General features: G+C 69.2%; 22 protein-coding genes. 16 read left to right on the forward strand and 6 right to left on the reverse strand.

Annotated features, from left to right (window positions below):
• Positions 1–48 precede the first annotated feature (48 nt).
• The gene (locus ACFXIV_RS02310) at positions 49–1,875 is read left to right on the forward strand and encodes a phosphoenolpyruvate carboxykinase (GTP) (RefSeq protein ID WP_379395188.1); all 1,827 of its coding nucleotides are present in this window, start codon (positions 49–51) and stop codon (positions 1,873–1,875) included.
• 2 nt (positions 1,876–1,877) lie between these two features.
• Positions 1,878–2,258 (forward strand): DUF5313 family protein, encoded by a 381-nt coding sequence (locus ACFXIV_RS02315; protein WP_379395186.1) that lies wholly within the window; start codon positions 1,878–1,880, stop codon positions 2,256–2,258.
• Positions 2,259–2,270: 12 nt separating this feature from the next.
• Here the strand turns inward: ACFXIV_RS02315 and ACFXIV_RS02320 are convergent, their stop codons facing one another.
• Positions 2,271–3,317, reverse strand: coding sequence for an extracellular solute-binding protein (locus ACFXIV_RS02320; RefSeq protein WP_379395184.1), 1,047 nt, complete (start codon positions 3,315–3,317; stop codon positions 2,271–2,273).
• Between the two features lie 349 nt (positions 3,318–3,666).
• On the opposite strand from ACFXIV_RS02320, the gene ACFXIV_RS02325 reads away from it, so the two are divergent.
• The 12 genes from ACFXIV_RS02325 to ACFXIV_RS02380 all read left to right on the forward strand — a co-directional run bounded on the left by ACFXIV_RS02325 (position 3,667) and on the right by ACFXIV_RS02380 (position 19,563).
• On the forward strand, positions 3,667–5,877 hold the full coding sequence (locus ACFXIV_RS02325) for a SulP family inorganic anion transporter (RefSeq protein WP_379395182.1): 2,211 nt from the start codon (positions 3,667–3,669) through the stop codon (positions 5,875–5,877).
• 184 nt (positions 5,878–6,061) lie between these two features.
• Positions 6,062–8,269: a SulP family inorganic anion transporter gene (locus ACFXIV_RS02330; RefSeq protein ID WP_379395180.1), complete on the forward strand. Its 2,208-nt coding sequence runs from the start codon at positions 6,062–6,064 to the stop codon at positions 8,267–8,269.
• Positions 8,270–8,534: 265 nt separating this feature from the next.
• Positions 8,535–9,314, forward strand: coding sequence for a (2Fe-2S)-binding protein (locus ACFXIV_RS02335; protein WP_379395178.1), 780 nt, complete (start codon positions 8,535–8,537; stop codon positions 9,312–9,314).
• A 484-nt stretch (positions 9,315–9,798) separates the two neighbouring features.
• Positions 9,799–11,856, forward strand: a complete 2,058-nt coding sequence (gene thrS / locus ACFXIV_RS02340; protein WP_379395176.1) for a threonine--tRNA ligase — start codon at positions 9,799–9,801, stop codon at positions 11,854–11,856.
• On the forward strand, positions 11,853–12,446 hold the full coding sequence (locus tag ACFXIV_RS02345; protein ID WP_379395174.1) for an HIT family protein: 594 nt from the start codon (positions 11,853–11,855) through the stop codon (positions 12,444–12,446). The genes thrS and ACFXIV_RS02345 overlap by 4 nt, the downstream gene beginning before the upstream one ends.
• Before the next feature lies 1 nt (position 12,447).
• Complete coding sequence (gene pgsA, locus ACFXIV_RS02350) at positions 12,448–13,119, forward strand: phosphatidylinositol phosphate synthase (protein ID WP_379395172.1); 672 nt, start codon at positions 12,448–12,450, stop codon at positions 13,117–13,119.
• 20 nt (positions 13,120–13,139) lie between these two features.
• The gene (locus ACFXIV_RS02355; protein WP_379395708.1) at positions 13,140–14,102 is read left to right on the forward strand and encodes a phosphatidylinositol mannoside acyltransferase; all 963 of its coding nucleotides are present in this window, start codon (positions 13,140–13,142) and stop codon (positions 14,100–14,102) included.
• Entirely contained in the window at positions 14,099–15,223 is a 1,125-nt protein-coding gene (locus tag ACFXIV_RS02360) for a glycosyltransferase family 4 protein (RefSeq protein WP_379395170.1), read from the forward strand. The genes ACFXIV_RS02355 and ACFXIV_RS02360 overlap by 4 nt, the downstream gene beginning before the upstream one ends.
• Positions 15,223–16,263, forward strand: a complete 1,041-nt coding sequence (locus tag ACFXIV_RS02365; RefSeq protein WP_379395706.1) for an NUDIX domain-containing protein — start codon at positions 15,223–15,225, stop codon at positions 16,261–16,263. The genes ACFXIV_RS02360 and ACFXIV_RS02365 overlap by 1 nt, the downstream gene beginning before the upstream one ends.
• Positions 16,264–16,377: 114 nt before the next feature.
• The gene (locus tag ACFXIV_RS02370; protein WP_379395168.1) at positions 16,378–17,046 is read left to right on the forward strand and encodes a hypothetical protein; all 669 of its coding nucleotides are present in this window, start codon (positions 16,378–16,380) and stop codon (positions 17,044–17,046) included.
• A gap of 353 nt (positions 17,047–17,399) precedes the next feature.
• Entirely contained in the window at positions 17,400–18,320 is a 921-nt protein-coding gene (gene pdxS, locus ACFXIV_RS02375; RefSeq protein WP_354837128.1) for a pyridoxal 5'-phosphate synthase lyase subunit PdxS, read from the forward strand.
• 805 nt (positions 18,321–19,125) lie between these two features.
• Positions 19,126–19,563, forward strand: a complete 438-nt coding sequence (locus ACFXIV_RS02380; protein WP_379395166.1) for an SRPBCC family protein — start codon at positions 19,126–19,128, stop codon at positions 19,561–19,563.
• Positions 19,564–19,582: 19 nt separating this feature from the next.
• Here the strand turns inward: ACFXIV_RS02380 and ACFXIV_RS02385 are convergent, their stop codons facing one another.
• Positions 19,583–20,527, reverse strand: a complete 945-nt coding sequence (locus tag ACFXIV_RS02385; protein ID WP_379395704.1) for a GlxA family transcriptional regulator — start codon at positions 20,525–20,527, stop codon at positions 19,583–19,585.
• Between the two features lie 111 nt (positions 20,528–20,638).
• On the opposite strand from ACFXIV_RS02385, the gene ACFXIV_RS02390 reads away from it, so the two are divergent.
• On the forward strand, positions 20,639–21,274 hold the full coding sequence (locus ACFXIV_RS02390) for an HD domain-containing protein (protein WP_379395164.1): 636 nt from the start codon (positions 20,639–20,641) through the stop codon (positions 21,272–21,274).
• Here the strand turns inward: ACFXIV_RS02390 and ACFXIV_RS02395 are convergent.
• The gene (locus ACFXIV_RS02395) at positions 21,246–21,893 is read right to left on the reverse strand and encodes a TetR/AcrR family transcriptional regulator (RefSeq protein ID WP_379395162.1); all 648 of its coding nucleotides are present in this window, start codon (positions 21,891–21,893) and stop codon (positions 21,246–21,248) included. The genes ACFXIV_RS02390 and ACFXIV_RS02395 overlap by 29 nt on opposite strands.
• A gap of 92 nt (positions 21,894–21,985) precedes the next feature.
• Here ACFXIV_RS02395 and ACFXIV_RS02400 point away from each other — a divergent pair, with 92 nt between their 5' ends.
• Positions 21,986–23,005: a hypothetical protein gene (locus ACFXIV_RS02400; protein ID WP_379395160.1), complete on the forward strand. Its 1,020-nt coding sequence runs from the start codon at positions 21,986–21,988 to the stop codon at positions 23,003–23,005.
• Positions 23,006–23,047: 42 nt separating this feature from the next.
• On the opposite strand, the gene ACFXIV_RS02405 is transcribed toward ACFXIV_RS02400, so the two are convergent.
• The 3 genes from ACFXIV_RS02405 to ACFXIV_RS02415 are packed head-to-tail and all read right to left on the reverse strand — an operon-like array spanning position 23,048 to position 25,862.
• Positions 23,048–23,659, reverse strand: a complete 612-nt coding sequence (locus tag ACFXIV_RS02405) for a hypothetical protein (RefSeq protein WP_379395158.1) — start codon at positions 23,657–23,659, stop codon at positions 23,048–23,050.
• Between the two features lie 41 nt (positions 23,660–23,700).
• Positions 23,701–25,164, reverse strand: a complete 1,464-nt coding sequence (locus ACFXIV_RS02410) for a hypothetical protein (RefSeq protein ID WP_379395156.1) — start codon at positions 25,162–25,164, stop codon at positions 23,701–23,703.
• Positions 25,161–25,862: an FHA domain-containing protein gene (locus tag ACFXIV_RS02415; protein ID WP_379395154.1), complete on the reverse strand. Its 702-nt coding sequence runs from the start codon at positions 25,860–25,862 to the stop codon at positions 25,161–25,163. Before ACFXIV_RS02415 ends, ACFXIV_RS02410 begins: the two co-directional genes overlap by 4 nt.
• Positions 25,863–25,865: the final 3 nt, after the last annotated feature.

Consider the following 25,865-nt stretch of genomic DNA (forward strand, 5'->3'; position numbering starts at 1 on the left):
GTGTTTTCTAAACTAAATACCTAGTTGTTTCCTTCAGAGAGGCTCGCCGTGCTTGAACGTCCCCTCGCCGCCGTCGCCACCACGCCGACCGACCATCCCGGCATCCTGGCCTGGGTCGCGGAGATCGCCGAGTTGACCACGCCCGAGCGCATCGTCTACTGCGACGGCTCTCGCGACGAATGGGATCGGCTCACCGCCGAGCTGGTGGCCAAGGGGACCTTCGTCCCGCTGTCGGCCAAACCCAACTCGTTCTGGTGCGTCTCGGACCCCGGCGACGTGGCACGGGTGGAGGACCGGACCTTCATCTGCTCGGAGCGCGAGAGCGACGCCGGGCCGACCAACAACTGGGTGGATCCGGTCGACATGCGCACCGTCATGACCGAGCACTACCGCGGGGCGATGGCCGGGCGCACCATGTACGTGATCGCCTTCTGCATGGGCCCGCTGGATGCCGCCGAGCCGAAATACGGTGTGGAGATCACCGATTCGGCCTACGTCGCGGTGTCGATGCAGATCATGACCCGCTCCGGCGCACCGGTCTGGGAAAAGCTCACCGGCGATACGGAATACGTGCAGTGCCTGCACTCGGTGGGCGCGCCGCTCGGCCCGGGACAGCCCGATGTGCCGTGGCCGTGCGACAAGACCAAGTACATCGCGCACTTCCCCGAGACCCGCACCATCTGGAGCTACGGCTCCGGCTACGGCGGCAACGCGCTGCTGGGCAAGAAGTGCTTCGCGCTGCGCATCGCCTCGGTCCTCGGCCGCGACGAGGGCTGGCTGGCCGAGCACATGCTCATCCTGAAACTGACCTCGCCGCAAGGGAAGACGCACTACATCGCCGCGGCCTTCCCGTCCTCGTGCGGCAAGACCAACCTCGCCATGCTCGAGCCCACCCTGCCCGGGTGGCAGGCCGAGACCGTCGGCGACGACATCGCCTGGATGCGGTTCGGGGCCGACGGGCGGCTCTACGCGGTGAACCCGGAGGCCGGATTCTTCGGCGTCGCACCGGGAACCAGCATGCGGACCAATCCGAACGCCATCGCCACCATCGACGCGGGCAATTCCATCTTCACCAATACCGCCCGCACCGACAACGGTGACGTGTGGTGGGAGGGCCTGACCGAGCAGGCCCCGGCCCACCTGCTCGACTGGCACGGCGAGGACTGGACACCCGGCTCGGAAACCCCGGCCGCGCACCCGAATTCGCGCTACTGCACCCCGATCGAGCAGTGCCCGTCGGTGGCCCCCGAATGGAACGACCCGCGCGGCGTGCCGATCTCGGCGATCTTCTTCGGTGGCCGGCGCGCCACCACCATCCCGCTCATCGCCGAGTCCTTCGACTGGGCACACGGGGTGTTCACCGCCTCGGTGCTGTCGTCGGAGACCACGGCCGCCGCGGCCGGCAAGGTCGGCGTGGTGCGCCGCGATCCGATGGCCATGCTGCCGTTCCTGGGCTACCACGTGGGCGACTACTTCGCGCACTGGCTGGCGATGGGGGAGCGCGTGGGCGCGCAGCTGCCGAAGATCTTCCAGGTCAACTGGTTCCGGCGCAGCGCCGACGGGAAGTTCCTGTGGCCCGGCTTCGGCGACAATGTGCGCGTGCTGAAGTGGGCGCTCGAACGGCTGGACGGCACCGCTCCGGCCGAGCGCACCCCGATCGGCTTCGTGCCCACCGCCGCCGCGCTCGATCTCGACGGACTCGGCGACGGCTACCGCGGCCTGATCGACGCCGCGCTCACCGTCGATCGCGGCGAATGGGTGCGCGAGCTCGAATCGATCGACGAGTGGTACGCCGGCATCGGCGGCAACCGCCTGCCCGATGCCCTGCGCGCCGAACTCGCCGCCCTGAAACTCCGCCTGGCCGAGGAAGTCTGACCGTGCGCGACCAGACCAGCCCGAATCCGCTGCAGCGCCTGCGCTACATCTGCGGCGGGACGCTGCCGCCGGCCATGTCGCAGTGGGTGATCGACGATCTGACCGGGCCGGGGGCGGCGCGGCGCTACATGCTGCGCATCCTCGTCCCGATCATCCCGCCGCTGTGCCTGTTCCTGCTCATTCCCGGCCCGCTGTGGATCGGGCTGGCCATGATGGCGTTGCTGTACCTGCCGCTGATCTACTTCACGGCCGCGCTGATGTACGTGTTCCGCCGTGCCCGCCTCACCAAGCACGGCCTGGATCCGGCCCTGGCCGACCAGCGCGAACGCGATCGCGCCGCCGCCGCGCGGGCCGCCTACGAGCGGGCGCACGGCCGCGGCTGAACCAGGGGCGGATCAGCTCAGGTAGCGCTGGGTGAATTCGGTCAGGATGCCGGTGCCGTTGCCCTTCACCTGATCCCAGGAGAAGGGCAGCTGCTTGACCTCGTCGTAGGAGCGGGTGCCGGGTGCGACCGGGACGTCGGTGCGGGCGGGAATCATCTTGTGCGCGGCGGTGATCTGCTGGGCCTCGGGGGTGAACATGTAGTCCACCAGGGCTTTCGCGGCCGCCGGGTTGCGGGTGGTGTTCAGGATGAAGACCGGGCGCGGGGTGATGACGGTGCCGGAGGACGGTGAGATGACCCGCAGCGGAACGCCTTTGGCGGCCGCGTCGTAGGCCGCGTAGTCGACGCCGCCGAGGACGACGGCGTAGGCGCCGGCGGTCACCTGGTCGAGGGCGGGGCCGTTGCCGCCGCGCACCACCATGCCATTGTCGAAGAGGGCGTCGAACATGGCCCAGGTGCGGTCCCTGCCCCACGCGCTGACCATGGCGGCCAGCAGGTCCCGGGCGGTGCCGGATTCGCGCGGGTCCGGCATGATCACCCGGCCGCGGAATTCGGGCGCGGCCAGATCGGCCCAGTCGTTGGGCAGGCGCGGGCTCACCTTGCTGTTGACCACCATGGTGAGCGCCGACCCGTCCCGGCCGATGAAGCCGTGATCCTTGCCGATCCAGCCTTCGTGCACCCGGTCCGCGCCGCGCGGGGTGTAGGGCAGGGTGCGGCCCTGCAGGTCGTACTCCGCCGCGGGCGTCCAGGACGCCAGGTACACCACATCGGCCCGCGGCTGCGGGCCCTCCTTGTCGAGTATGGCGGTGATCTTGCCGGTTTCGCCGTTGACGACGTTCACCTTCACCCCGGACGCCCGGGTGAACCCGGCCAGCAGGTCGTCGGTGAGGTCCTGCGGATTCGCCGAGTACAGGGTGAGCTGCCCGGACAGCCCGGGCGGCGGGGTCCACGAACTGGTCACGGCGGGAACGGATGCCGGTTCGGCGTGCGTGCCGCAACCGGTGGTCGTGAGCGCGGCGGCGGCGACGGCCGCGATGACAGCGCGGCGGGGGAGCGACATTTTGCGGAACCCTTTCCGAAGGACCCCGTCTCACTTCGGGTTCCACAGCAATCTGGCGCGAGAGATTAGGCAGCGTCTCTGACTCGGCAGGGTGCGGCGGGTGAACATCCGGTGACATCTCGGCCCGCGGCAGTCCTTGTGCGCGGTGTAGTGAGCTGTGTCACAGTTTGATAGCGGTTCGCCTCAACTGTCGCAAACGTTTTTCATTTCCTTTGCACTGTCTTTACGATTACCCGCGATCTGCCAAGCGTCGTGGTTCTCCAGCCTCGCCCGCCGCTGCCTCTCGATTCGATGCCAGTACATGTTGACCGAAGAACCGGGCGGGCTGCCGTGCCGGCGAAGGAGAGATATGTCCACCGACACCGATCAGCCTCCACGGACGTCGCTTCCCGGCTTCGCCGCCCTGGTGCGCCACGATCTACCCGCCTCGTTCGTCGTCTTCCTGGTCTCCCTGCCGCTGTCCATCGGCATCGCCGTCGCCGTGGGCGCGCCGGTCGCCGCCGGACTCATCGCCGCGGTGGTGGGCGGCGTGGTCGCCGGGCTCTTCGGCGGATCGACCCTCCAGGTGAGCGGGCCCACCGCCTCGCTGACCGTGGTGGTCGCCGAATCCATCACCCAATTCGGCTGGGCCGCCACCTGTTTCATCACCATCCTGGCCGGTGGCCTGCAGATTCTGTTCGGGCTCAGCCGGATCGCACGCGGGGGGCTGGCCATCGCGCCGGTGGTGGTGCACGCCATGCTCGCCGGAATCGGCATCGTCATCGCGCTCGAACAGGTGCACGTGCTCATGGGCGGCGATTCGCTGACCTCGTCCTGGGACGCCATCGTCGCGCTGCCGCACCAGCTGGCCTCGGTTCACCCCGGTGACCTGTGCATCGGACTGGTCGTCATCGCCATCCTGCTCGGCTGGCGGCGGCTGCCCGAACCGGCCCGCCGGGTGCCGGCGCCACTGGTGGCGGTGGTGGTCGCAACCCTGCTGGCGCGGGTGCTGCCGGTGCGGGTCGAGCGCATCACGCTCAGTGGCTCACTGCCGGCGGAACTGCACCTGCCCCAGGTGCCGCACGGCAGCTGGGCCACGGTGGCGCTGATGGCGGTGACCATCGCGCTCATCGCCAGCGTGGAGACCCTCCTATCGGCCGTGGCGGTGGACCGGATGCGCCAGAACTCCAGGCGCCGAACGGATCTGGACCGCGAGCTGCTCGGCCAGGGCGCGGCCAACATGGTCTCCGGACTGATCGGCGGCCTGCCGGTGGCAGCGGTCATCGTGCGCAGCATCACCAATGTCACAGCGGGAGCGCGCACCAAGGCCTCGACCATGCTGCACGGGCTGTGGATCCTGCTCTTCTCGGTGGCGCTGGTCGACGTGGTGCGCTCGATTCCCAAGGCGGCGCTGGCCGGACTGCTCATCGTGGTCGGCATCCAGCTGATCAAACTCGCCCACATCCGGCGTGCCCAGCGCACCGGCGACCTGGTGGTGTACGCCGCCACCGCCTTCGTGGTGGTGTTCTGGAATCTGTTGCTGGGCATGCTGGTCGGGCTCGCGCTGGCCTTCGGCCTGCTGCTGTGGCGGGTGGTGCGGGTGTCGGTGGCGGCCGAGGAGGTGGACGCGCGGCGCTGGCGGGTCACCGTCGACGGCAGCTTCACCTTCCTGGCGCTGCCCAAGCTCACCGCCGAACTCGCCAAGGTGCCCGGCAGCACCGAGGTGGTGGTCGAGATGACCGTCGACTTCATCGACCACGCCGCCTACGACGCGGTGCAGGACTGGGTGGACCAGCACCGGAGTGCAGGCGGCACAGTCGAATTCGTGGAGGTCGGCGCGGTGCGCATGGCCGATGTCGCCGACGGGCCGCCCGCCCGCGGGCACTCCCGGCACCTGCTGAACGAGGTCCTCGGACCCTGGCGGCGCACCGCCACCGACGTGGACCCGATCGTCGCCGGTGTGGCCGCCTATCACCGCAGCCACGCGCACGTCGTGCGGCCGCACCTCGGGGTGCTGCGCGACGGCCAGGAACCGGACTCGCTTTTCGTCACGTGTGCCGACTCCCGCATCGTGCCGAACGTGATCACCAACAGCGGTCCGGGCGACCTGTTCACGGTGCGCAATGTGGGCAACCTGATTCCGCGTGACGCTCAGGACTCGTCGATGGAGGCCGCGCTCATCTACGCCCTCGACAAGCTGGATGTCCGCTCGGTGGTGGTGTGCGGGCACTCCGGGTGCGGCGCCATGGGCGCGCTGCACAGCGAACTGGTCACCGGGTCCCAGCTCGACGACTGGCTCGCGCACGCCCGGCCCAGCCTCGAGCGCTTCCGGCTCGGGCATCCGGTCGCGGTGGCCGCGGCGGCGGCCGGTTTCGGGCCGGTCGATCAGCTCGGCATGGTGAATGTGGCGGTGCAGCTGGAAACGCTGTACGCGCATCCGGTGGTTCGCCGCGGCGTGCAGGAGCGCGGCGTGGTGCTCTCGGGCCTGTTCTTCGATATCGCCACCGCGCGCGTGGTGGAGGTCACCGTGGACGGGATCGCCGAGATCGATGACGTCGGGCGGGTGGCCCAACCCGCGTGACGGCCGGGGAAGAAGGGGTGTGGACCCGAGAGGGTTCACACCTCTTTCGTATTGGTGACCACCTTTCTCAGACTTTGGTAAGTCTTTACCTTTAATCTGGGCTCTGCTCGTCCGGTGAGTCTGCGGCCAGAGCCGTCCGCAGCCCTTATTCGATGCCCCCTGTACATGCTCGCTGAGGAGCGAAATGTCTCGCGACACCGATTCACCGCCAGGCAGAACCGACGGCCGGCTCGACAGCCTGCTGCGTCATGATCTTCCTGCATCCCTTGTCGTCTTTCTCGTCGCACTGCCGCTCTCGCTCGGCATTGCGGTCGCCTCCGGCGCGCCCATCGCCGCCGGACTCATCGCCGCCGTGGTCGGCGGCCTCGTGGTCGGCCTGCTCGGCGGTTCGCCGCTGCAGGTCAGCGGGCCCGCGGCCGGCCTGACCGTGGTGGTCGCCGCCACCATCAACGAATTCGGCTGGAAGACAGCCTGTTTCATCACCGTGCTGGCCGGTGTGCTGCAGATCCTGTTCGGGCTCAGCCGCATTGCCCGCGCCGCGCTGGCCATCGCGCCGGTCGTGGTGCACGCCATGCTCGCCGGTATCGGTGTCACCATCGCGCTGCAGCAGTTCCATGTGCTGCTCGGCGGCACCTCGCAGAGCTCCGCGTGGGAGAACCTGAAGGAACTGCCGAACCAGCTGCTCAACCTGCACGGCGACGACTTCGTCGTCGGCCTGGTGGTCATCGCCATCATGCTCAGCTGGAAGTACGTGCCGGGCAAACTGAAGGTGCTGCCCGGCCCCCTGATCGCCGTGGTCGCGGGTACCGTGCTGTCACTGGTGCTGCCCGGTGATCCGGAGCGAATCGTGTTGAGCGGCTCGCTGTTCGACGCCATCGGCCTGCCCGACCTGCCCTCCGGCGAGTGGGGTGAGGTGGTGCTCGCGGCACTGACCATCGCCCTGATCGCCAGCGTGGAGAGCCTGTTGTCGGCGGTCGCCGTGGACAAGATGCACACCGGCGCGCGCACCAACTTCGACCGCGAACTGGTCGGGCAGGGCGCGGCCAATGTGATCTCCGGCGGCCTCGGTGGCCTGCCCGTCACCGGCGTCATCGTGCGCAGTGCCACCAATGTGCAGGCCGGCGCCCGCTCGCGCGCCTCGGCATTCCTGCACGGCCTCTGGATCCTGGTGTTCTCGGTGGCGCTGGTCGGCCTGGTGCAGCAGATTCCCAAATCGGCCCTGGCCGGTCTGCTCATCGTGGTCGGCATGCAGCTGGTCAAGCTCGCCCACATCAAGCTGGCCCGGCGCACCGGCGACCTGCTGGTGTACCTGGTGACCGTGCTCGGCGTGGTGTTCTTGAACCTGCTCGAGGGCGTCATCATCGGCCTGGCGCTGGCCTTCGGCCTGCTGCTGTGGCGGGTCGTGCGCGTCTCGGTGACTGCCGGCGAGGTGGCCGGCACCGATCGCTGGCTGGTCAGCATCGACGGCACCTGCACGTTCCTGGCACTGCCGAGACTGTCCTCGGAACTGGCCAAGGTGCCCGGCGGGACCGACGTGCTGGTCGAGATGAGCGTCGACTTCCTCGACCACGCCGCCTACGAGGCCATCCACGACTGGGCCGGCCAGCACGAGAGCACCGGCGGCACAGTCGAATTCGTGGAACTCGGCACCGCCCGCATGGCGCACGCCCTGACCGGCCCGCCGGTGCGCGGGCGCGCCCGCACCCTGCTCGACGATGTGCTGCGCCCCTGGCGCGAGGACGACGGCAACCCGATCACCCAGGGCGTGGCCGCCTTCCATCAGCGCAACGCCCACCTGGTGCGCCCGCACCTGGACGAGCTACGCGACGGGCAGAACCCGCACTCGCTATTCCTGACCTGCGCGGATTCCCGGATCGTGCCCAACATGATCACCAACAGCGGGCCCGGTGACATGTTCACCATCCGCAATGTCGGCAACCTGGTGGTCCCCGGCGGCCGCGACAGTTCCATCGAGGCGGCGCTCGCCTTCGCCGTCGACGATCTGGTCGTGGACAACGTCGTGGTCTGCGGTCACTCCGCGTGCGGGGCGATGAAGGCACTGGTCGCGGGCGGGCCCACCGGGCCCGGCCTGGGCAACTGGCTGGTCCACGGCCGGGCCAGCCTGGACCGCTTCCGCTCCGGCGACCCGATTGCCGCCGCGGCGGCGCGTGCCGGATTCGGGGTGGCCGACCAGCTGTCCATCGTGAATGTGGCCGTCCAGCTGGACACGCTGCGCGCCCACCCGGTGGTCCGGCGGGCGATCCTGGACCGCGGCCTCGAGGTCTCCGGCCTGTTCTTCGACATCGGGACCGCCCGAGTCCTGGAGGTCACCGCAACGGGCATCCGGGAAATCGACGCACCCGAGCTATCGGCGTTGGCCCACACCCACTGATAGTGCCCACCCTGCGCTGGTGCGGGCTTCCCGTTCGGGAATGCCCGCACCATCGTGTTTTCCGGGGTGGCGATCCGGCCGGTGCTCGCCGCCGGGCGCGTCGGCGCGGTGGGGGAGCCCGCGCGGCATACGCTGAGCGCGCCTCGCGGCATCGCGAGTCGAACGGGTGCGCCGGGGGTCGCGGGGGAGCGGCCCACATCGGCGCGAAAACGTGACATCGTGGGTAGTAATCACCGTGGATCGGCCGGATCGGAGTCGAATGGAAATGGTTGCGCAGCCCCCCGTTTCACAGGCGCTGGTGCCGGGCACCGACCTACTGCGACCACAGTGGCTGGCCGAGCGGATCGCCGACATGGGGATCTCGTGGGGGACTGCCAACACGCGAGTGTCGGGGACGCTGTGGTGGTGCATGGCGGCCTCGTCGCTGGTGGATCCGATCGTCGCGGCCATCGCGAGCGGGCGGCCCGCCTTCGATCCCGCGCTCGAGCACATCGCCCTGGAGATGCGGCCCGACGGTGGCGTGGAGCGGGTGCTGCCGGAACCGCGCGGCTACCTCGTCGGTGCGGGTCCGCTGCCCATCGAATCCTGGTCTCCGATCGCGCCATCGCCGCGATCCGGGGAGGCCGCCGGCCCGGCGAGTGCCGGACCGGTGGCGCCCGCCGAGGACCCGGACGCCGAGTCCGGAGGCTGCTGTGCGACGGCGTCCGTCGGACATGCGTTGCGGCACACGCTGTCTCGCGTGATTCCGGTGGTGGCCGAGGTGTCCGGCGCGGGCGCGGCCTCGCTGTGGGCGATCGTGGCCGACGCCATCGGCAACCGCGCCCTGGACATCGGGGCCGAGGAGGCCGGTGCCCGCCTGGCCCGCGATGTCGCGGGCCGGCTGCCGGTGCCACGGTTCCAGGACGTCGGCGGCCGCACCTTCGTCCGCCGCATCTCCTGCTGCCTGGTCTTCGAGGTGCCGGGCTGCGAGATGTGCACCAGCTGCCCCAAACGCCCCGCCCCCGAACGCGAAGCCCTGCTCGCCGAGGTGGCTGCGCGGGGCTGATGGCCCGGTCGAGCGTGCCGGCGACTGTGCACGCCTCGAGCCGCCACCCCGGCTGCCCGAAACCTCCTGCGGCGCAGGACAAGCGCATACGTCCGAGGTCGCCGCACGCGGGTGGCGGCCTCGGCCCCGCGGTGAATTCGCTTGCCGTGGCGGTGCGGTCGCTCGGAGAATCATGCGGTCGACCTGCTCGGGAGCGCTGGACTCCACGGTTCGGGCCGATCTTGTTCCACAGGTGCCGCCGGATCCTCGATTCTTCGTGCTGATCGGGTGTTTCACCTGGTCACCGGGGCGGGGTCGGCCCGGGCCGGGACCTGCGCGGTGGCGGGCGACGCGGCGGGGCCGGTCCATCGGCGCGCGGTGACAACCGTGCCGATAGAGTGGTGCCGCCGGGGCTCTGCCCTTCACGAAGGGGGTGCCCGGTCATCCAGTCCAACCTGTACGGCGGATCGACCACCCGCCGTGAACCGCCAAGGAGTGTCCAGCCGTGACCACCTCACCCCAGCAGACCCCAGTCGCCCGCGTCCGGGTTACGGCTGGGACTACGGCCGGGGCCGCGGTGCGCGAGGCGGACCTGCCGAGCAAGGGCCCGGCCGCGGTCATCGTGGTGCGTGACGCCGAGGGCGCGCTCAAGGACCTGTCCTGGGTGCCCGAACTCGACACCGAGGTCGAGGTTGTCACCGCCGATTCCCCGGACGGCCGCAATGTGATCCGGCACTCGGCCGCGCACGTGCTGGCCCAGGCGGTGCAGCAGGAGTTCCCCGAGGCGAAGCTGGGCATCGGCCCGTTCATCAAGGACGGCTTCTACTACGACTTCCAGGTCGACCGCCCCTTCACCCCCGAGGATCTGGCCAAGCTGGAGTCCCGGATGAAGAAGATCATCAAAGGCGCGCAGCGGTTTTCGCGCCGGGTGGTCGAGGTCGACGAGGCCCGAGTCGAGCTGGCCAAGGAGCCGTTCAAGCTCGAGCTCATCTCCGACAAGTCGGGCATCGACGATCCGGAGGTCATGGAGGTCGGCGGCAAAGAGCTGACCATCTACGACAACCTGGACCCGCGCACCGGCGAGAAGCTGTGGGGCGATCTGTGCCGCGGCCCGCACCTCCCGACCACCAAGTACATTCCGGCCTTCAAGCTGACCCGCTCCTCGGCCGCCTACTGGCGTGGTGACCAGTCCCGCGAGGACCTGCAGCGCATCTACGGCACCGCCTGGGAATCCAGTGAGGCGCTGGACGAGCATCTGCGCTTGCTCGAGGAGGCCGAGAAGCGCGACCACCGCAAGCTCGGCCTGGAACTGGACCTGTTCTCCTTCCCCGACGAGCTCGGTTCCGGCCTGCCGGTGTTCCACCCCAAGGGCGGCATCATCCGCAAGGAGCTCGAGGACTACTCGCGCCGCCGCCACATCGCCGCCGGCTACGAGTTCGTCAACACCCCGCACATCACCAAGGGTCATCTCTTCGAGGTCTCCGGCCACCTGGACTGGTACCGCGACGGCATGTTCCCGGCCATGCACCTCGACGCCGAACTCAACGAGGACGGCTCGGTGCGCAAGCCGGGCCAGGACTACTACGTCAAGCCGATGAACTGCCCGATGCACAACCTGATCTTCCGGTCGCGCGGGCGCTCCTACCGCGAACTGCCGTTGCGCATGTTCGAATTCGGCTCGGTCTACCGCTACGAGAAGTCCGGCGTCGTGCACGGCCTCACCCGGGTGCGCGGCATGACCCAGGACGACGCGCACATCTACTGCACCAAGGAGCAGATGCACGCGGAGCTGACCAACACCCTGCAGTTCGTGCTCTCGCTGCTGCGCGACTACGGCCTCGACGACTTCTACCTGGAGCTGTCCACCAAGGACCCGGAGAAGTTCGTGGGCTCCGACGAGCTGTGGGAGGAGGCCACCGAGACCCTGCGCAAGGTGGCCACCGACTCCGGTCTGGACCTGGTGCCGGATCCGGGCGGGGCCGCCTTCTACGGCCCGAAGATCTCGGTCCAGGCCAAGGACGCGCTCGGCCGCACCTGGCAGATGTCCACCATCCAGCTGGACTTCAACCTGCCCGAGCGTTTCGAGCTGGAGTACACCGGCTCCGACGGCGGCAAGCACCGCCCGGTCATGATCCACCGCGCGCTCTTCGGCTCCATCGAACGCTTCTTCGGCGTGCTCACCGAGCACTACGCGGGCGCGTTCCCGGCCTGGCTGGCACCGGTGCAGGTGGTCGGCATCCCGGTCGCCGAGACTTTCGTCGAGCACCTGGACGGCGTGATCGAACGCCTGCGGGACAACGGCATTCGCGCCGAGGTCGACCGCAGCGACGACCGCATGCAGAAGAAGATCTTCAACCAGACCGCGCAGAAGGTGCCGTTCATGCTGCTGGCCGGCGCGCGCGATGTGGAGAGCGGCGCGGTCAGCTTCCGCTTCCGCGACGGCACCCAGGTCAACGGCGTGCCCGTGGCCGACGCGGTGGCCACCATCGTGGACTGGATCGGGCGCCGCGAGAACGAGTCGCCGACCGCGGAGGGCTTCGAGATCCGCAAGGCGGATCGATGAGTGAATGGATTGCCCCCGTGTCCGAGCAGATCGTGGATACCGGTGCCGGGGATCCGGACCGCCTGCAGCGGTTGTGGACCCCGTACCGGATGTCCTACATCACCGGCGAGGCCGAGGATCGGAAGATCGACGCGGCCAAGAAGACCGGGCACCCCTTCACCGACATTCCGGAGATGTCGGACGAGGACGGCCTGATCGTCGCGCGTGGTCAATGGGTATACGCGGTGCTGAACCTGTATCCGTACAACCCGGGCCACATGATGGTGGTGCCCTACCGCCGGGTCGCCAACCTGGAGGACCTGACCACCGAGGAGAGCGCCGAGCTGATGGCGTTCACCCAGCAGGCGATCCGGGTGATGAAGCAGGTGTCGCGGCCCGAGGGCTTCAATGTCGGCCTGAATCTCGGTGGCGTTGCCGGTGGTTCACTCGCCGATCACCTGCATCAACATATCGTGCCGCGCTGGAGTGGGGACGCGAACTTCATTACCGTCGTCGGCGGAGTGAAGGTGATGCCGCAGCTGCTCCGGGAAACCCGGGCGCTGCTGGCACAGGCGTGGAAGGAAGCCGACGCATGGAAGGACGCGGGATAGCGTGCTGAGCTTCTTCGGTCGCGAGACGTTCGCCAAAGCGACTGCGCCCCTGGGCAAAGCGCTGGTGAGCACGGGGCTCACGCCCGATGCGATGACGCTCATCGGCACCACCGCCTCGATCGTCGCGGCGGTGACCCTGTTCCCGACCGATCACCTGTTCTGGGGAACGATGGTGATCTGGCTGTTCGTCATGTTCGACATGCTGGACGGGGCCATGGCCCGCGCCCGGGGCGGCGGCACGAAATACGGTGCGGTGCTCGACGCCACGTGTGACCGTGTGGCCGACGGCGCCATCTTCGCGGGGCTGGCCTGGTGGTCGGTGTACCACGCGAACTCCAAGCATCTGTTCGTGGCGACCCTGGTGGTGCTGGTGACCTCGCAGGTAATCTCGTACGCGAAGGCGCGGGCGGAGGCCAGCGGGCTGTCGGCCGACGGCGGCCTGATCGAGCGGCCCGACCGGCTGGTCATCGTGCTGGTCGGCGCCGGATTAACCGGTATCGGCGGCTATTTCGGCATCACCTGGCTGTCGTACGCGGTGTACGCGGCCATGTACGCGCTGGCCGTGCTCAGCATCATCACCGTCTTCCAGCGGGTGCTGGCGGTGCGCAATTCCCCCGGCGCCCGCGACATCATCGCCCCGGCGGCGAAGGCTCCGGAGGAACCGCAGCGGTGACAACCGATTTCACGTCCGCGATGACCGACAAGGCGTACGCGGCCGGGTGGCGGCTTGTCCGCAGCCTGCCGGCGGGCATGGCGCGCAAGGGCTTCGACGCGGGCGCGAACGCCGCGGCCCGGCGATCGAACCGGAAGGCGCACCGCGGGCACCCGAACCAGCTGCGCCGCAACCTCGCCCGCGTGCTGGGCACGACTCCGGAGGCGGTTCCGGACAGCCTGATCGCGGCGAGTATGCGATCCTATGCCCGCTACTGGCGCGAGGCGTTCCGGCTGCCGTCGATGGACCACACCGCGCTCGGACAGCTGCACGTGGACGGTGCCGAACACCTGGACGCGGCGCTGGCCCGGGGCAAGGGCGTGCTGCTGGTGCTGCCGCACTCGGGCAACTGGGATATGGCCGGTGTCTGGCTGGTACAGAACTACGGCCGGCTCTCCACGGTCGCAGAGCGTTTGAAGCCGGAGTCGCTGTTCGAGCGGTTCATCGAGTACCGGGAGAGCCTGGGCTTCGAGGTGTTCCCGCTGACCGGCGGCGAGCAGCCGCCGTTCCCGCAGCTGGCCGATCGCCTGCGGGACAACAAGGTGGTCTGCCTGTTGGGGGAGCGCGACCTCACCGGCAAGGGGGTGCCGGTCACCATGTTCGGTGAACGCACCTGGCTGCCCGCCGGCGCGGCCAAACTGGCCGCCGACACCGGTGCGGCGCTGCTGCCCGTGCACTGCTGGTTCACCACCGAGGCCGACGGCCGCGAGGGCTGGGGCATGGAGGTCTTCGAGGCGCTGGATCTGTCCGGGGGCATCGCGCCCGCCACCCAGGCGCTGGCCGACGTGTTCGCCGCGAATATCGCCGCCCATCCGGCGGACTGGCACATGCTGCAACCCCTGTGGGAAAGCGACCTGTCGCAGGCCAGACTGGAACGTATCGCCGCTGCGCAACAGGCGCTGGGCTATGACGCGCAGGGGTCGCAGGGAACAGGGGCGCTATGAGAATCGGCATGGTCTGCCCGTATTCGTTCGATGTGCCGGGCGGGGTGCAAGCCCATGTCGTGGAGCTGGCGCAGGTGCTCATCGAGCGCGGCCACAAGGTGAGCGTGCTCGCGCCCGCCGCCGACGACACGCCGCTGCCCGATTTCGTGGTGTCCGCGGGCAAGGCCGTGGCCATCCCCTACAACGGCTCGGTGGCGCGACTGTCCTTCGGGCCCACCGCCTATACCCGGATCCGCCGCTGGATCGCCGAGAACGACTTCGACGTCCTGCACATCCACGAACCCAATGCACCCAGCCTGTCCATGCTGGCGCTGAAGATCGCGGAGGGGCCGATCGTGGCCACCTTCCACACCTCGACCACGAAGTCGCTGGTGCTGAGCACTTTTCAGGGTGTGCTGCGGCCGTACCACGAGAAGATCAGCGGCCGGATCGCGGTGAGCGAGCTGGCGCGGCGCTGGCAGGTGGAGGCGCTGGGCGGGGACGCGGTCGAGATCCCCAACGGCGTCGACGTACCCGCGTTCGCACACGCGCCGCTGCTGGCCGGGTATCCGCGCGCGGGGAAATCGGTGCTGTTCCTGGGCCGGTTCGACGAGCCGCGCAAGGGCATGGAGGTACTGCTCGGCGCGCTGCCCGAACTGGTGCGCCGGCATCCGGAGCTCGAGCTGCTGATCGTCGGCCGCGGTGACGAGGACCGGCTGCGCCGCGAGGCGGGGGAGAACGCGGGACACCTGCGCTTCCTCGGCCAGGTGTCGGATGCCGAGAAGGCCTCGGCCATGCGCAGTGCCGATGTCTATGTCGCGCCCAATCTCGGCGGTGAGAGCTTCGGCATCGTGCTGGTCGAGGCCATGGCCGCCGGGACCGCCGTGGTGGCCAGCGATCTGGACGCCTTCCGCCGGGTGCTGCGCGACGGCACCGCGGGCCAGCTGGTGCCGGTCGGGGACTCGGCGCGGCTGGGTGAGGCGATCAGCGGCATGCTCACCGACGACGCCCGGCGCGAGGAGTTCATCCGCACCGCCAATCAGGTTGTCGGCGAATACGATTGGCCGGTCGTCGCCGAGCAGATCCTGCGGGTGTACGAGACCGTGACCGTCGGCGATGTGCGTGTCAGGACCGCCGGATGATCACCTTCTCCGCAACGACCATCCTGGTCCTCGCCCTCGTCGCGGCCCTCATCGTCACCGCCGCGGTCTGGGCCTACACCACCGCCAACCGCCTCGACCGCCTGCACGTGCGCACCGACCAGGCCCGCCACGCGCTGGACGCGGCCCTGGCCCGGCGCGCGGTGGTGGGGCGCTCGGTGGCCACCACCCTCGCCGGGCTCTACGACCCGTCCCTGGTCGAGCAGGCCCGCCGGCTGACCGCCCTGGCCGACCGCGCCGAACGCTCCAACTGGCGCGACCGCGAAACCGTCGAGAACCAGCTCGCCGCCGCCCTGTCCGCGGTCGACATCGCGCTGCTGCCACCCCAGCTGGTGGCCGAACTCGCCGATGCCGAGGCCCGGGTCCTCATCGCCCGCCGCTTCCACAACGACGCGGTCCGCGACACCCTCGCCCTGCGCACCCGCCGCCTGGTCCGCTGGCTGCACCTCGGCGGCACCGCACCGCTGCCGACCTACTTCGAGATCGCCGAACGGGTCACCCCCGCCGCCTCCACCGGCCTCGACGTCGACACCGTCCGCACCTCGGCCCGCGTGGTCCTGGTCGACGAGAACGACCGCGTCCTGCTGCTGCAGGGCGTCGACCCCAAGGTCCCCGACGTCCCGTTCTGGTTCACCATCGGCGGCGGCGTCAACCCCGGGGAAACCCTGCGCGAGGCCGCGATCCGCGAGCTCTACGAGGAAACCGGCCACGCCGCCGACTCCTCGGCTCTGCGCGGCCCCCTCTGGCGCCGGGTGGCGGTGTTCCCCTTCAACGGCGAACTCATCCGCTCCGAGGAACTGTTCTTCGCTCTGCGCGCCAAGGCGTTCGACCCGGTCCCCACCAACCTCGACTACATCGAACGCCGCTCCATCACCGGCAGCAAATGGTGTACCCCCACCGACATCGCCCAGATCGACCACTCCGGCGAGACCGTCTACCCCTACCACCTCGACCAACTCCTCGCGGATGCCATCGCGGCCGCCGACTCCGACATCGACCCCGAAGTCCGCTCCATCCGCTGAGAACCGCCGGCCTCGGTCCGGTGGGTGGGATCGGCGGCTGAAAGCTCGCATTCCGGGCGGCGGGCGGGGCTACGGTGGGGCGATCAATGGTGATCTGTGGCAAGGACTTACGGCATGAAGTTGATGTATGTGTTGTGGGGCGCGGGGCTGGGGGAGCGGCTGCGGGGCGAGGAGCTGCGCAAAGAGCTGGCCGGGGTGGGGGTGACGGCCTATCAGGTGAATGTGCGGGATGCCGATGTCGAGGCCGCGCAGGTGAAGCACACCACCTATGACGCGCCGATCGACGCCATCGTGAGCGTGTGGACCGAGGGCGAGCACGCGGCGGTCACCGATGTGCTGTGGACGGTCGCGGACGACGTGAACGGGTGGGTCGTGGACGAGCGCCGGCCCATCGAGCCGCCGGTGGTCGAGGACGGGGTCCGGACCGACGCGCTGGCGAATATCGCGATTCTGCGGATTCCCGAGGACCTGACGCGCGAGGAGTGGCTGCATCGGTGGCACGTCCTGCACACGCCAGTGGCTATCGAGACCCAGGACACGTTCGGCTACGTCCAGAACACCGTCACCGAGGCGATCACCGACGGCAAGCGGGTCGACGCCCTCGTCGAGGAACTGTTCCCGATGGCGGCCATGACCAGCGCACATGCCTTCTACGGCAGCGGCGGCGATGATGCGGAACTGCAGCGGCGCGTGACGGCCATGATGGAGAGCGTCGTCCGCTTCGGCGCCCACCTGAATCTGGATCTGGTGCCCACGAGCCGCTACGTCTACACCCTGGGCTGACCGGCGGTCTCCCGGACCTTTCGTGATCTGTGACGCAATCTCCGCTAGGGTCCCTGGGAAGGTTTGCCGTGCAACGGAATCGGCGGACCGTGTGTGGAAGGTGGAAAATTCTTCGTGTCTTACCTGCTCTATGACTTCCTGGAGCCGTTGATGGGTCCGGCCGCGGCCGAGTACTGGGCGACGATTTTCGTCGTCGGACCGCTGTAGTAGCGACGCGGTAACCCTGGCGCTGTGACGCCCGTCATCCTTGCGGGGCGGGCAGTCCAGTCGTGTCGGACTGGCTATGAAGTGGCCTGAAAGCGCCGCCTAGAATCGACCTGTTCGATTCCGAGCGATCCGACCGATTGGCCCACATGACCCAGGAGTTTGCCGTGACCACGCCCGACACCACCCCCACCATCGGTACCGCCCGCGTCAAGCGCGGCATGGCCGAGATGCTGAAGGGCGGTGTGATCATGGACGTCGTCACGCCGGAGCAAGCCAAGATCGCCGAGGATGCCGGTGCCGTCGCGGTCATGGCGCTGGAGCGGGTCCCCGCCGACATTCGCGCCCAGGGTGGCGTGTCCCGGATGTCGGATCCGGACATGATCGACGGCATCATCAACGCCGTCTCCATCCCCGTCATGGCGAAGGCCCGCATCGGTCACTTCGTCGAGGCGCAGATCCTGCAGTCGCTGGGTGTCGACTACATCGACGAGTCCGAGGTGCTGACCCCGGCCGACTACGCCAACCACATCGACAAGTTCGCCTTCACCGTCCCGTTCGTGTGTGGCGCGACCAACCTGGGCGAGGCGCTGCGCCGAATCACCGAGGGCGCGGCCATGATCCGCTCCAAGGGTGAGGCCGGCACCGGCGACGTCTCCAACGCCACCACCCACATGCGCAAGATCCGCGACGAGATCCGCCGCCTGACCTCCCTGCCCAAGGACGAGCTCTACGTCGCCGCCAAGGAACTGCAGGCCCCCTACGAGCTGGTCGCCGAGGTCGCCGAGACCGGCAAGCTCCCCGTCGTGCTGTTCACCGCCGGCGGCATCGCCACCCCCGCCGACGCCGCCATGATGATGCAGCTCGGCGCCGAGGGCGTGTTCGTCGGCTCGGGCATCTTCAAGTCCGGTAACCCGGCCGAGCGCGCTGCCGCCATCGTCAAGGCCACCACCTTCCACGACGACCCCGATGTCCTGGCCAAGGTCTCGCGCGGCCTGGGTGAGGCCATGGTCGGCATCAATGTCGAGGAGATCCCCCAGCCCCACCGCCTCGCCGAGCGCGGCTGGTAATCGGCTCCGGCCGGTAAACGGCTCCGCGACAATCTGATTCGACATCGCCGGGTGGTCTTCGAACCACCCGGCGATTGTCGTTCACTTGCTTCCGGTGATATTGCTCAGATCCGTGGTGCAGGTGGCCGGGAGGGATAGGTCGTCGAATCGGTCGGGGAATCCGTTGGTATCGGGCGGAATTGGAGATTCTTGACGAAGTCGGCAGACCGAGCATCTCGGGTGATTTCGCGGTGGCATTGTGCACTGTTCCGCAATTGCATTGTGCACGAGTGACCTTCGGCCCTTGTCGGGTTGCCGAAAGGGTGCTAGGTGTCAAGGACCGCATACTTGGGACGCGCGGTGCTCCGGACTCGCCCATACCGGCGGCTACCTGCGTGCATACCGCCCAGCAAACCCCAGCTAATTATTTCGGACTGTGCTGCGGCAAATTACGACCTGGTACTTCCTCGCTAGTCTTCGGCTCAGTCACCGGTGAACCGTCATGAACGGCCATTCCGGCAAGGTGCCCGCATGCTGGTAATCGACCATTTCACCTATGGGTGGCTCACCCCTGTCCTGGCCTATGTCATGTCCGTCACCGGGTCGTTGCTGGCGCTGCGATGCATGGTGCGGGCACGCAATCAGAACACCGGTCGAGGACGAATACCCCACCGAAACCTTCGACGCTCGCCATCGCCGGTGGTGAGCTGATCGGGTTCGGCGAAGCCGGGCGCGGACACGCCGCCCGGGTGGTGGCCCGGCCGCCCGCTTGCTGGTGTCATGAACCAGCATCGCTGCCGAACACCCTCGAGGCGAAAGGACCGCCATGCCCGCCGCGTCCCGTACGGTGACCATCGCCCGCCCCATCGACGAAGTGTTCGCCTTCTTCGCCGACTCGGCCAACAGCGCCCGCTGGCGCACCGGCGTCAAGCAGATCACCGCCGAAGGCCCGCCCGCCGTGGGCACCATCTACCGTCAGACGGTCTCGGGTCCCGGCGGCCGCGGCATCCCCGCCGACGTCCAGATCACCGAGTACATCCCGAACGAGAAGGTCGTCCTGAACGGCATCGCGGGACCGCTGCGTCCCACGGTCACCTACGCCTTCGCGCCGGTGGCGGAGGGCACCGCGGTGACCTTCTCGCTGGCCGCGGAACTGTCGGGCCTCAAGAAGCTGCTCATGAACGGCCCGGTCCAGAAGACCATGACCGCAGAGGTTTCCGGCCTGGATCGCGCCAAGGCCCTGCTCGAGTCCGGCACGGCCTGACCGCGCCGGGACCGTCCGGTCACGCCCGGCGCGCGGTCCGGAACTGGGCCCGATAGGCGGACGGGGTGATGCCGAAGCGCCGGAAGAAGATGCGGCGCAAGGATTCCTCGCTGCCCAGACCGGATCGGTGGGCGGCGACGGTGACGGAGGCCCCGGCCTCCAGCATCGCCTGTGCGGCCTCGACGCGCGCCGATTCCACGAATACCGCCGGGGTGGTGTCGAGTTCGTCGCGGAACAGGCGCGTGAGCTGCCGGGTGCTCACGGCGGCGCGGGCCGCCATGGCGATGAGCGAATGGTCGGCGGCCGGGTCGGCGAACACCTCGTCGACGACGGCGCGCACATCGTCCCGGCGTGGCACCGCGGTGCGGGACGCCACCGAGAACTGCGATTGCCCGCCCGGCCGTCGCAGGAAGACGACCAGTTCCCGCGCCACCTCGCGGGCGAGGTCGGCGCCCTCGTCCTCCTCGACCAGCGCCAGGGTCAGGTCGAGGCCCGCGCTGACTCCGGCCGAGGTGAGGTATTTGCCGTCGCGGATGTAGATGGCATCCGGTTCGACCGTGATCGACGGGTAGGCGCGGGCCAGCCGGGCGGCATGCCGCCAATGCGTGGTCGCGCGGCGGCCGTCGAGAAAACCGGCCTGCGCCAGGACGAAAGCGCCCGTGCACACCGAAGCCGTGCGGCGCGTGGACGGCGACAGGGTGCGAACGGCGTCCAGAATCCCGCTGTCGACGGGGGAGTACGGAAACCGGTCGTCGCCCGGCACGATCAGCGTGTGCACGCGGCCCACCTCGGCCGCGGCCGCGTCGACGAGCAGGCGCGTACCCGCGGCTGTGGTGACCGGTGCGCCGTCCGGTGAGCACAGCGTCACGTCATAGCGCGCACCCGACCCGGCGGCGGTGCTCAGCACCTCCAGTACGGCGGTGACATCGAGCAGCCGGACGCCGTCGAAGGCCAGCACCGCCATTCGCTTCCTGCCCACCCACCCGAACCTAGCACTCCGGCATGTCCGGATCTGTGGGGTTCCTGTCCGGAAAGACACGGTGCCGGACCCGCCGGTTCGGCGAGTGTGGTTGCCATGGAACACATTGCCGATATCGCCATCCCCGACAGCGCTCTGGCCCGCGAGGCCACCGAACTGGTCCGCGACACCGCGGGCGAACTGCTCTTCGATCACTCCCGCCGGGTCTACCTGTTCGGTGCGCTGCAGGGTGCGCGCCGCGGCCTCGGCTACGACCCCGAACTGCTCTACGTGGCGGCCATGTTCCACGACCTGGGTCTGACACCCCGGCACCAGGATTCCCGGCAGCGGTTCGAGATCGACGGCGCGGACGACGCCCGGGCCTTCCTGCGCGCGCACGGCATCCCCGCCGAGCGGGCCGATATCGCCTGGACCGCAATCGCTCTGCACACCACCCCGGAGATCCCGGCCCACATGGCACCCGAGATCGCCCTGGTCACCGCCGGTGTCGAGCTCGATGTGCTCGGCATCGGCTACGACGATGTCACCGAGGAGCAGCGTGCCGCCGTGATCCGTGCCCACCCGCGCCCGGATTTCAAGCGCCGCATCCTGGCCGCCTTCACCGACGGGATCGCCCGTCGCCCGGACACCACCTTCGGGAATGTGAAAGCCGATGTCCTCGAGCACTTCTCGCCAGGATTCCGGCGCGGCGACTTCGTCGAGGTCATTCTCGATTCGCCCTGGGCGGCCTGATCTCGCCCCGGTGGTGACTGGCAGCCGAATACCCGCGGATCAGTGGCAGGTACACGGTGTCGACGATGTCCACCAGCACGTCGTCGGGCACCGTCGGCACGCCGCGCGTCACGAACTCGTTGCGCAGCAGGTCGATCGGCGTGGTGGCGACCCGGGCCACGCACGCCGCGGGCGGGGCCTCGCCGCGGTCGACCGCCCGCTCGAGGATGGTGAGCCACGGCCGGGTCCCCGCGTCCCCGGACTGCTCCCGCAATTGCGCGAGCAGTTCGGGCTCGTTCGCGAGCTGGGAGAGCAGGCTGCGCAGGATCTCGCCGAGCGGCGAGGACAGATGGGAGTTGGCGCGGCGCAACAACTCCAGCGCGTCCGTGCGCAGGGCGCCGGTGTCCGGCAGTTCGAGCGCGGCCGAGGTCAGTTGCCGATACGCCGCGACGCCCAGTGCGGCGCGGTTGGGCCAGCGCCGGTAGATGGCGTTCTTGTTGGTGCCCGCCCGGGCGGCGACGGCATCCATGGTCATCCCGGGGTATCCGGATTCGAGCAGTTCGTCCACGGCCGCACGCAGGATCGCCTGTTCCAGTGCCGGGCCGCGGCGGCGGGTCGGGCGCTCTGTCGATTCGCTCATAACGGTACTGAGCGTACCTTGCGAGACCGGTCCGAAGCGGGCTATGGTCGCAGCTAGGGTACGAACAGTACCGTAAATGGAGGAGGTAGCCGATGAGAGCGATCGGCGTTTGCTACGACACCGGCTTCGTGAACCTGGGCAGCAGCACCCACGAGCCGTTCGACATCGCACGGGTCCGCGAGGACATGCGGGTCATCCGCGCGGACCTGCACTGCGACGCGGTCCGCATCACCGGCGGGTACCCGGAACGGCTGAATCTGGCGGCCTCCGAGGCCGCGGCCGCCGGATTGGAAGTCTGGGTGTGCCCGTTCCTGAACGACGTCACCGAGGACGAGGTTCTCGCCGTCGTCGCCGACTGCGCCGAACACGCGGAACGCCTGCGTGCGAGCGGCGCGGAGATCGTGCTGGCGGTCGGGTCCGAGCTCGCCATGTTCGTGCTCGGCTATCTGCCCGGCGAAACCCTGGCCGAGCGGGCCGCCGCCCTGCGCACCCCGGCGGGCCAGGCCGCGCTCGCCGGAATCCCCGCTCGCGTCAACGATCTCCTGGCCCGCGCCGCCGCGATCGCCCGGGATCGGTTCCTCGGCAGGCTGACCTACTGCAGCCTGCCGTTCGAGCAGGTCGACTGGGAGCTCTTCGACATCCTCGCCACCGACGCCGGATACCGCGGCGCGGAGCTGGCGCCCGGCTATCGGGACACCATGCGCGCCTATGTCGCTCAGGGTGAGCAGCTCGGAAAGCCGGTGGCCATCACCGAATTCGGCTGCCCGTCCTTCCGCGGCGCGCCCGATGCGGGCCCGCACGGCTTCGACATCATCGAATGGGATCCGGACACCGCGAGGCCGCTGCGCCTCGATGGCCGCTACGAGCGCGACGAGCCCGCCCAGGCCGACCACCTCACCGACCTGCTCGGCATCCTCGATACCGCGGGCGTGGACGCCGCCTTCTATTACTGCTTCGCCCGCTACGATCTGCCACGCCACGACGACCCCGCGCTCGACCTGGACCTGGCGAGCCTGGGACTGGTGAAAGTCCTTCAGCCCGAAAGCGGTTCGCTGACCTGGGAGCCCAAGGCGGCGTTCGGGGCCCTGGCGAAGCGGACGGAATCGCGCTGAGTTCCGTGCCGCGGCTCGGCCGAGCAGGATTGTCGAGCGGGTTCAGCCGACCCGGATCGCCGGCCGGTCCGGATGGTCCCAGGCGACCTGGATATCGGGTTCTTCGGCGTGCTCGCGCTGGAACTCGAGCAGTCCGTCCACGGTGAACAGGCTCGCGGCGTCCGTCCGGCGGCGCAGCGCCCCCGCCGACATGCGCAGGCCGACAGTCAGATCGAAGTCCAGTCCGCGCCCGAGCAGCATGGGTCCGGCGATGAACAGCACCGTGGTGTCGTCGGCGGTGCGGATGCGAGCGCGGGCGGAGCGATCGGCGCGTTCGTCCCAGAGCGCCGGCAGGTAGCGCCCGGTGTCCCGGAGCGGTTTGAGGACTTCACGATTCAGCGCCGCGTAGTCGAACCACCCCGTGCGGTAGGTGAATTCGCTGTCGCGATCGTATTCCAGGCGCACGGAGGCGGGCCGGACGAAATCGTGCAGCGACACCACCGCGGCGGGACGGCCCCGGGTGCGCAGGAGTTCGGCGACCCCGTTCGCGACGGTGAGCGGATCTGCGGCATCCGCGCCGTCGACCGCGATCACCGCATACCCCGCCAGCGTCATGGCCCGCTCGGCGATAAGTGCGTACAGGGCGTCGGGGCTGATGGCGGTGAAATCGGGCACGAGACCATCTTGGCCGAGGTCTCGTGCCCGGTCACCTCCGGTCAGCGGTACTCGGCCAGGCGCGGGCGGACACCGAGCAGCACCAGCACCGCGACGACCACGGCCGCGCCGTACGGGAGCCAGGTGCTCCAGCCCGACAAATCGTTCTCGCCGTGGGTGATCGCGGTGTCGAAGGCGTGCTGGTTGATGTCGATGGTCGACACCAGGGCCTTGTCGTAGGCGGCGAAGTGGTCGTTGGAGGCGCCGGTGTCGAGGGCGATGGCCGCCCGCAGGTCCGAGCCCGCCAGTCCGCGCAGCGCGTGATCGTCGTGCTGGTAGGCCTGATAGGTGAGCAGGCTCTGCTCGGCGGCCTGGCGCTCGCCGGAGAAGGTGATGTTGCGCAGTTCCTCGCCGAGGAAGGAGTCGGCGCTGATGGCCTGCGCGAGATCGCCGCTGTGTGCGCCGATCGCCTGGTCGAGCGCGCCCGCGTAGTCGTCGACGCCGCGCGCCTGGACCCCGGCCAGTCGCTGCGCTTTCTCGAAGTAGCTCTGCTGGTATGTCGCCGCGTGTGCGGGGTCGAGCAGGTACCGGCTCTCGTCGGCATTGGCGTCGTAGCTCAGCGCCCGCGCCTGCCGCAGCGCCAGCAGCGAGTCGAAGGCGTCCTGCTTGGCGACGGTGAGCTGGTGTGCCGCCGAGGCATTCGCGAGGTAGCCGCCGGTCAGCACCCCCAGCATCAGCACGGTGGTCGCGGCCAGCGCCGGGTTGACCCGCCGGTGCAGCATCACCCGCAGCACGACCTGCAGTCCCGCCAGCACGCCGAGCAGCAGCAGGCCCAGCACAGCGATGCGTACGCGGGCCGCGACCGTGGTGTGCTCGCTGTCCTGGTACGCCTGACTCAGCACACCGCTGTTGGTGTCGGCCAGCTTCTGGGCGCGCGACAGCAGATCCGGCACCATCCCCGTCGCCGCCCGGTAGGCCTCCAGGGTGCGCGCCGAGGGCTGTCCCGCGGCACCACGGTCGAGATCGCCGAGCTGGAAGGTGTCCGCGGCCAGTGCCTCGTACTGCCCGAACTTGTCGAGCAGCTCCCGGATCTGGCGGGACGCATCATCATTGGTGGCGATGGTCATGGCCTGCTGCAGGTCGGCGTCGGCCTGCACCCGGCGTTGCTCGTAGCCGGTCAACGCGTTCTTGCGCACGCTCGCCAGCGTCGAATCGTTTCCGGCGAGCAGCACATTCGCCAGCTGCGCGTCCATGTCCGCCAGCGCGAAGTACAGATCCTCTGTGGCGGTCACCGTCGGTGCCGTGTGGTTGCCGATGACGTCGATACCGTGCCGGGTCGTTCGTGCGTCGACGGCCATCACCACCGCGGTCATCGCGGTGAGCACGACCGCGGCGATGGCCAGCAGCCGGATCCAGCCCGGGGTGTCCGACCGCCCGGGCAGCAGTCCGCGCAGCTGCGCGAGCGCGCCCGTGGCCGGATCGGCCTCGGCGCGTGGAGTCTGGGGACGGGTGAGCATCGTCGTCATGACGGGGTGTCCTGCTTCAGGGTGAGAGTGGTCCACGCGCCCAGGTGGATACGGTCACCGGATCGCACCGGCACCGCCTGCCCACGCGGAATGGGATCGGCGGCCGCATTCACGCGGGTGCCGTTGGTGGAGCCGAGATCGATGACGGCCCAGCCGTTTCCGGGCTGGGCGACGAACAGCACGTGCAGGTGCGAGACGCCCGGATCCTGCGGGGGACCGGTGAGATCGATCTCGGGATCGATGCCCTTGGAGGCGCTGTAGCGGCCCACCCGGACCTGCGCGCCCTGCAGCGCGAAGACGCGTTCGGGGCAGTACGCGGGGAATTCGACGTCGTCGTCCTCGCTGCGCATGGTGTCGAAGTACTCGCGGTCAGCGAAAACCGTTGCCGTCCAGGCGGTTATGAAAGTCTCGGAGTCGGGCGGCGGCGTGACCATCGCCGATGTGGGCGCGACCACGGTCGGTGCGGGCACGACCACCGTGGCGGCGGGCGCGGCCCTCGTCACCCCGGGCCCGCCCGCCACGAAGTCGTAACTGCACCCCTCGCAGAACCGTCCCGTCTGCGGCTCGCCGCACACCGGGCACGGCACACCCGTGGGTTCCGGTGCGGGCGTGGGTTTCTCGCCCGCCTCCATGAGCAGCCCGCACACATCGCAGTAGTCGCTGGCCGCCGATTCGTGTCCGGCCGGACAGGTCAGCATGGT

The sequence above is a fragment of the Nocardia sp. NPDC059236 genome (genome assembly GCF_042754085.1).
In the GTDB taxonomy this organism is placed as follows: Bacteria; Actinomycetota; Actinomycetes; order Mycobacteriales; family Mycobacteriaceae; genus Nocardia.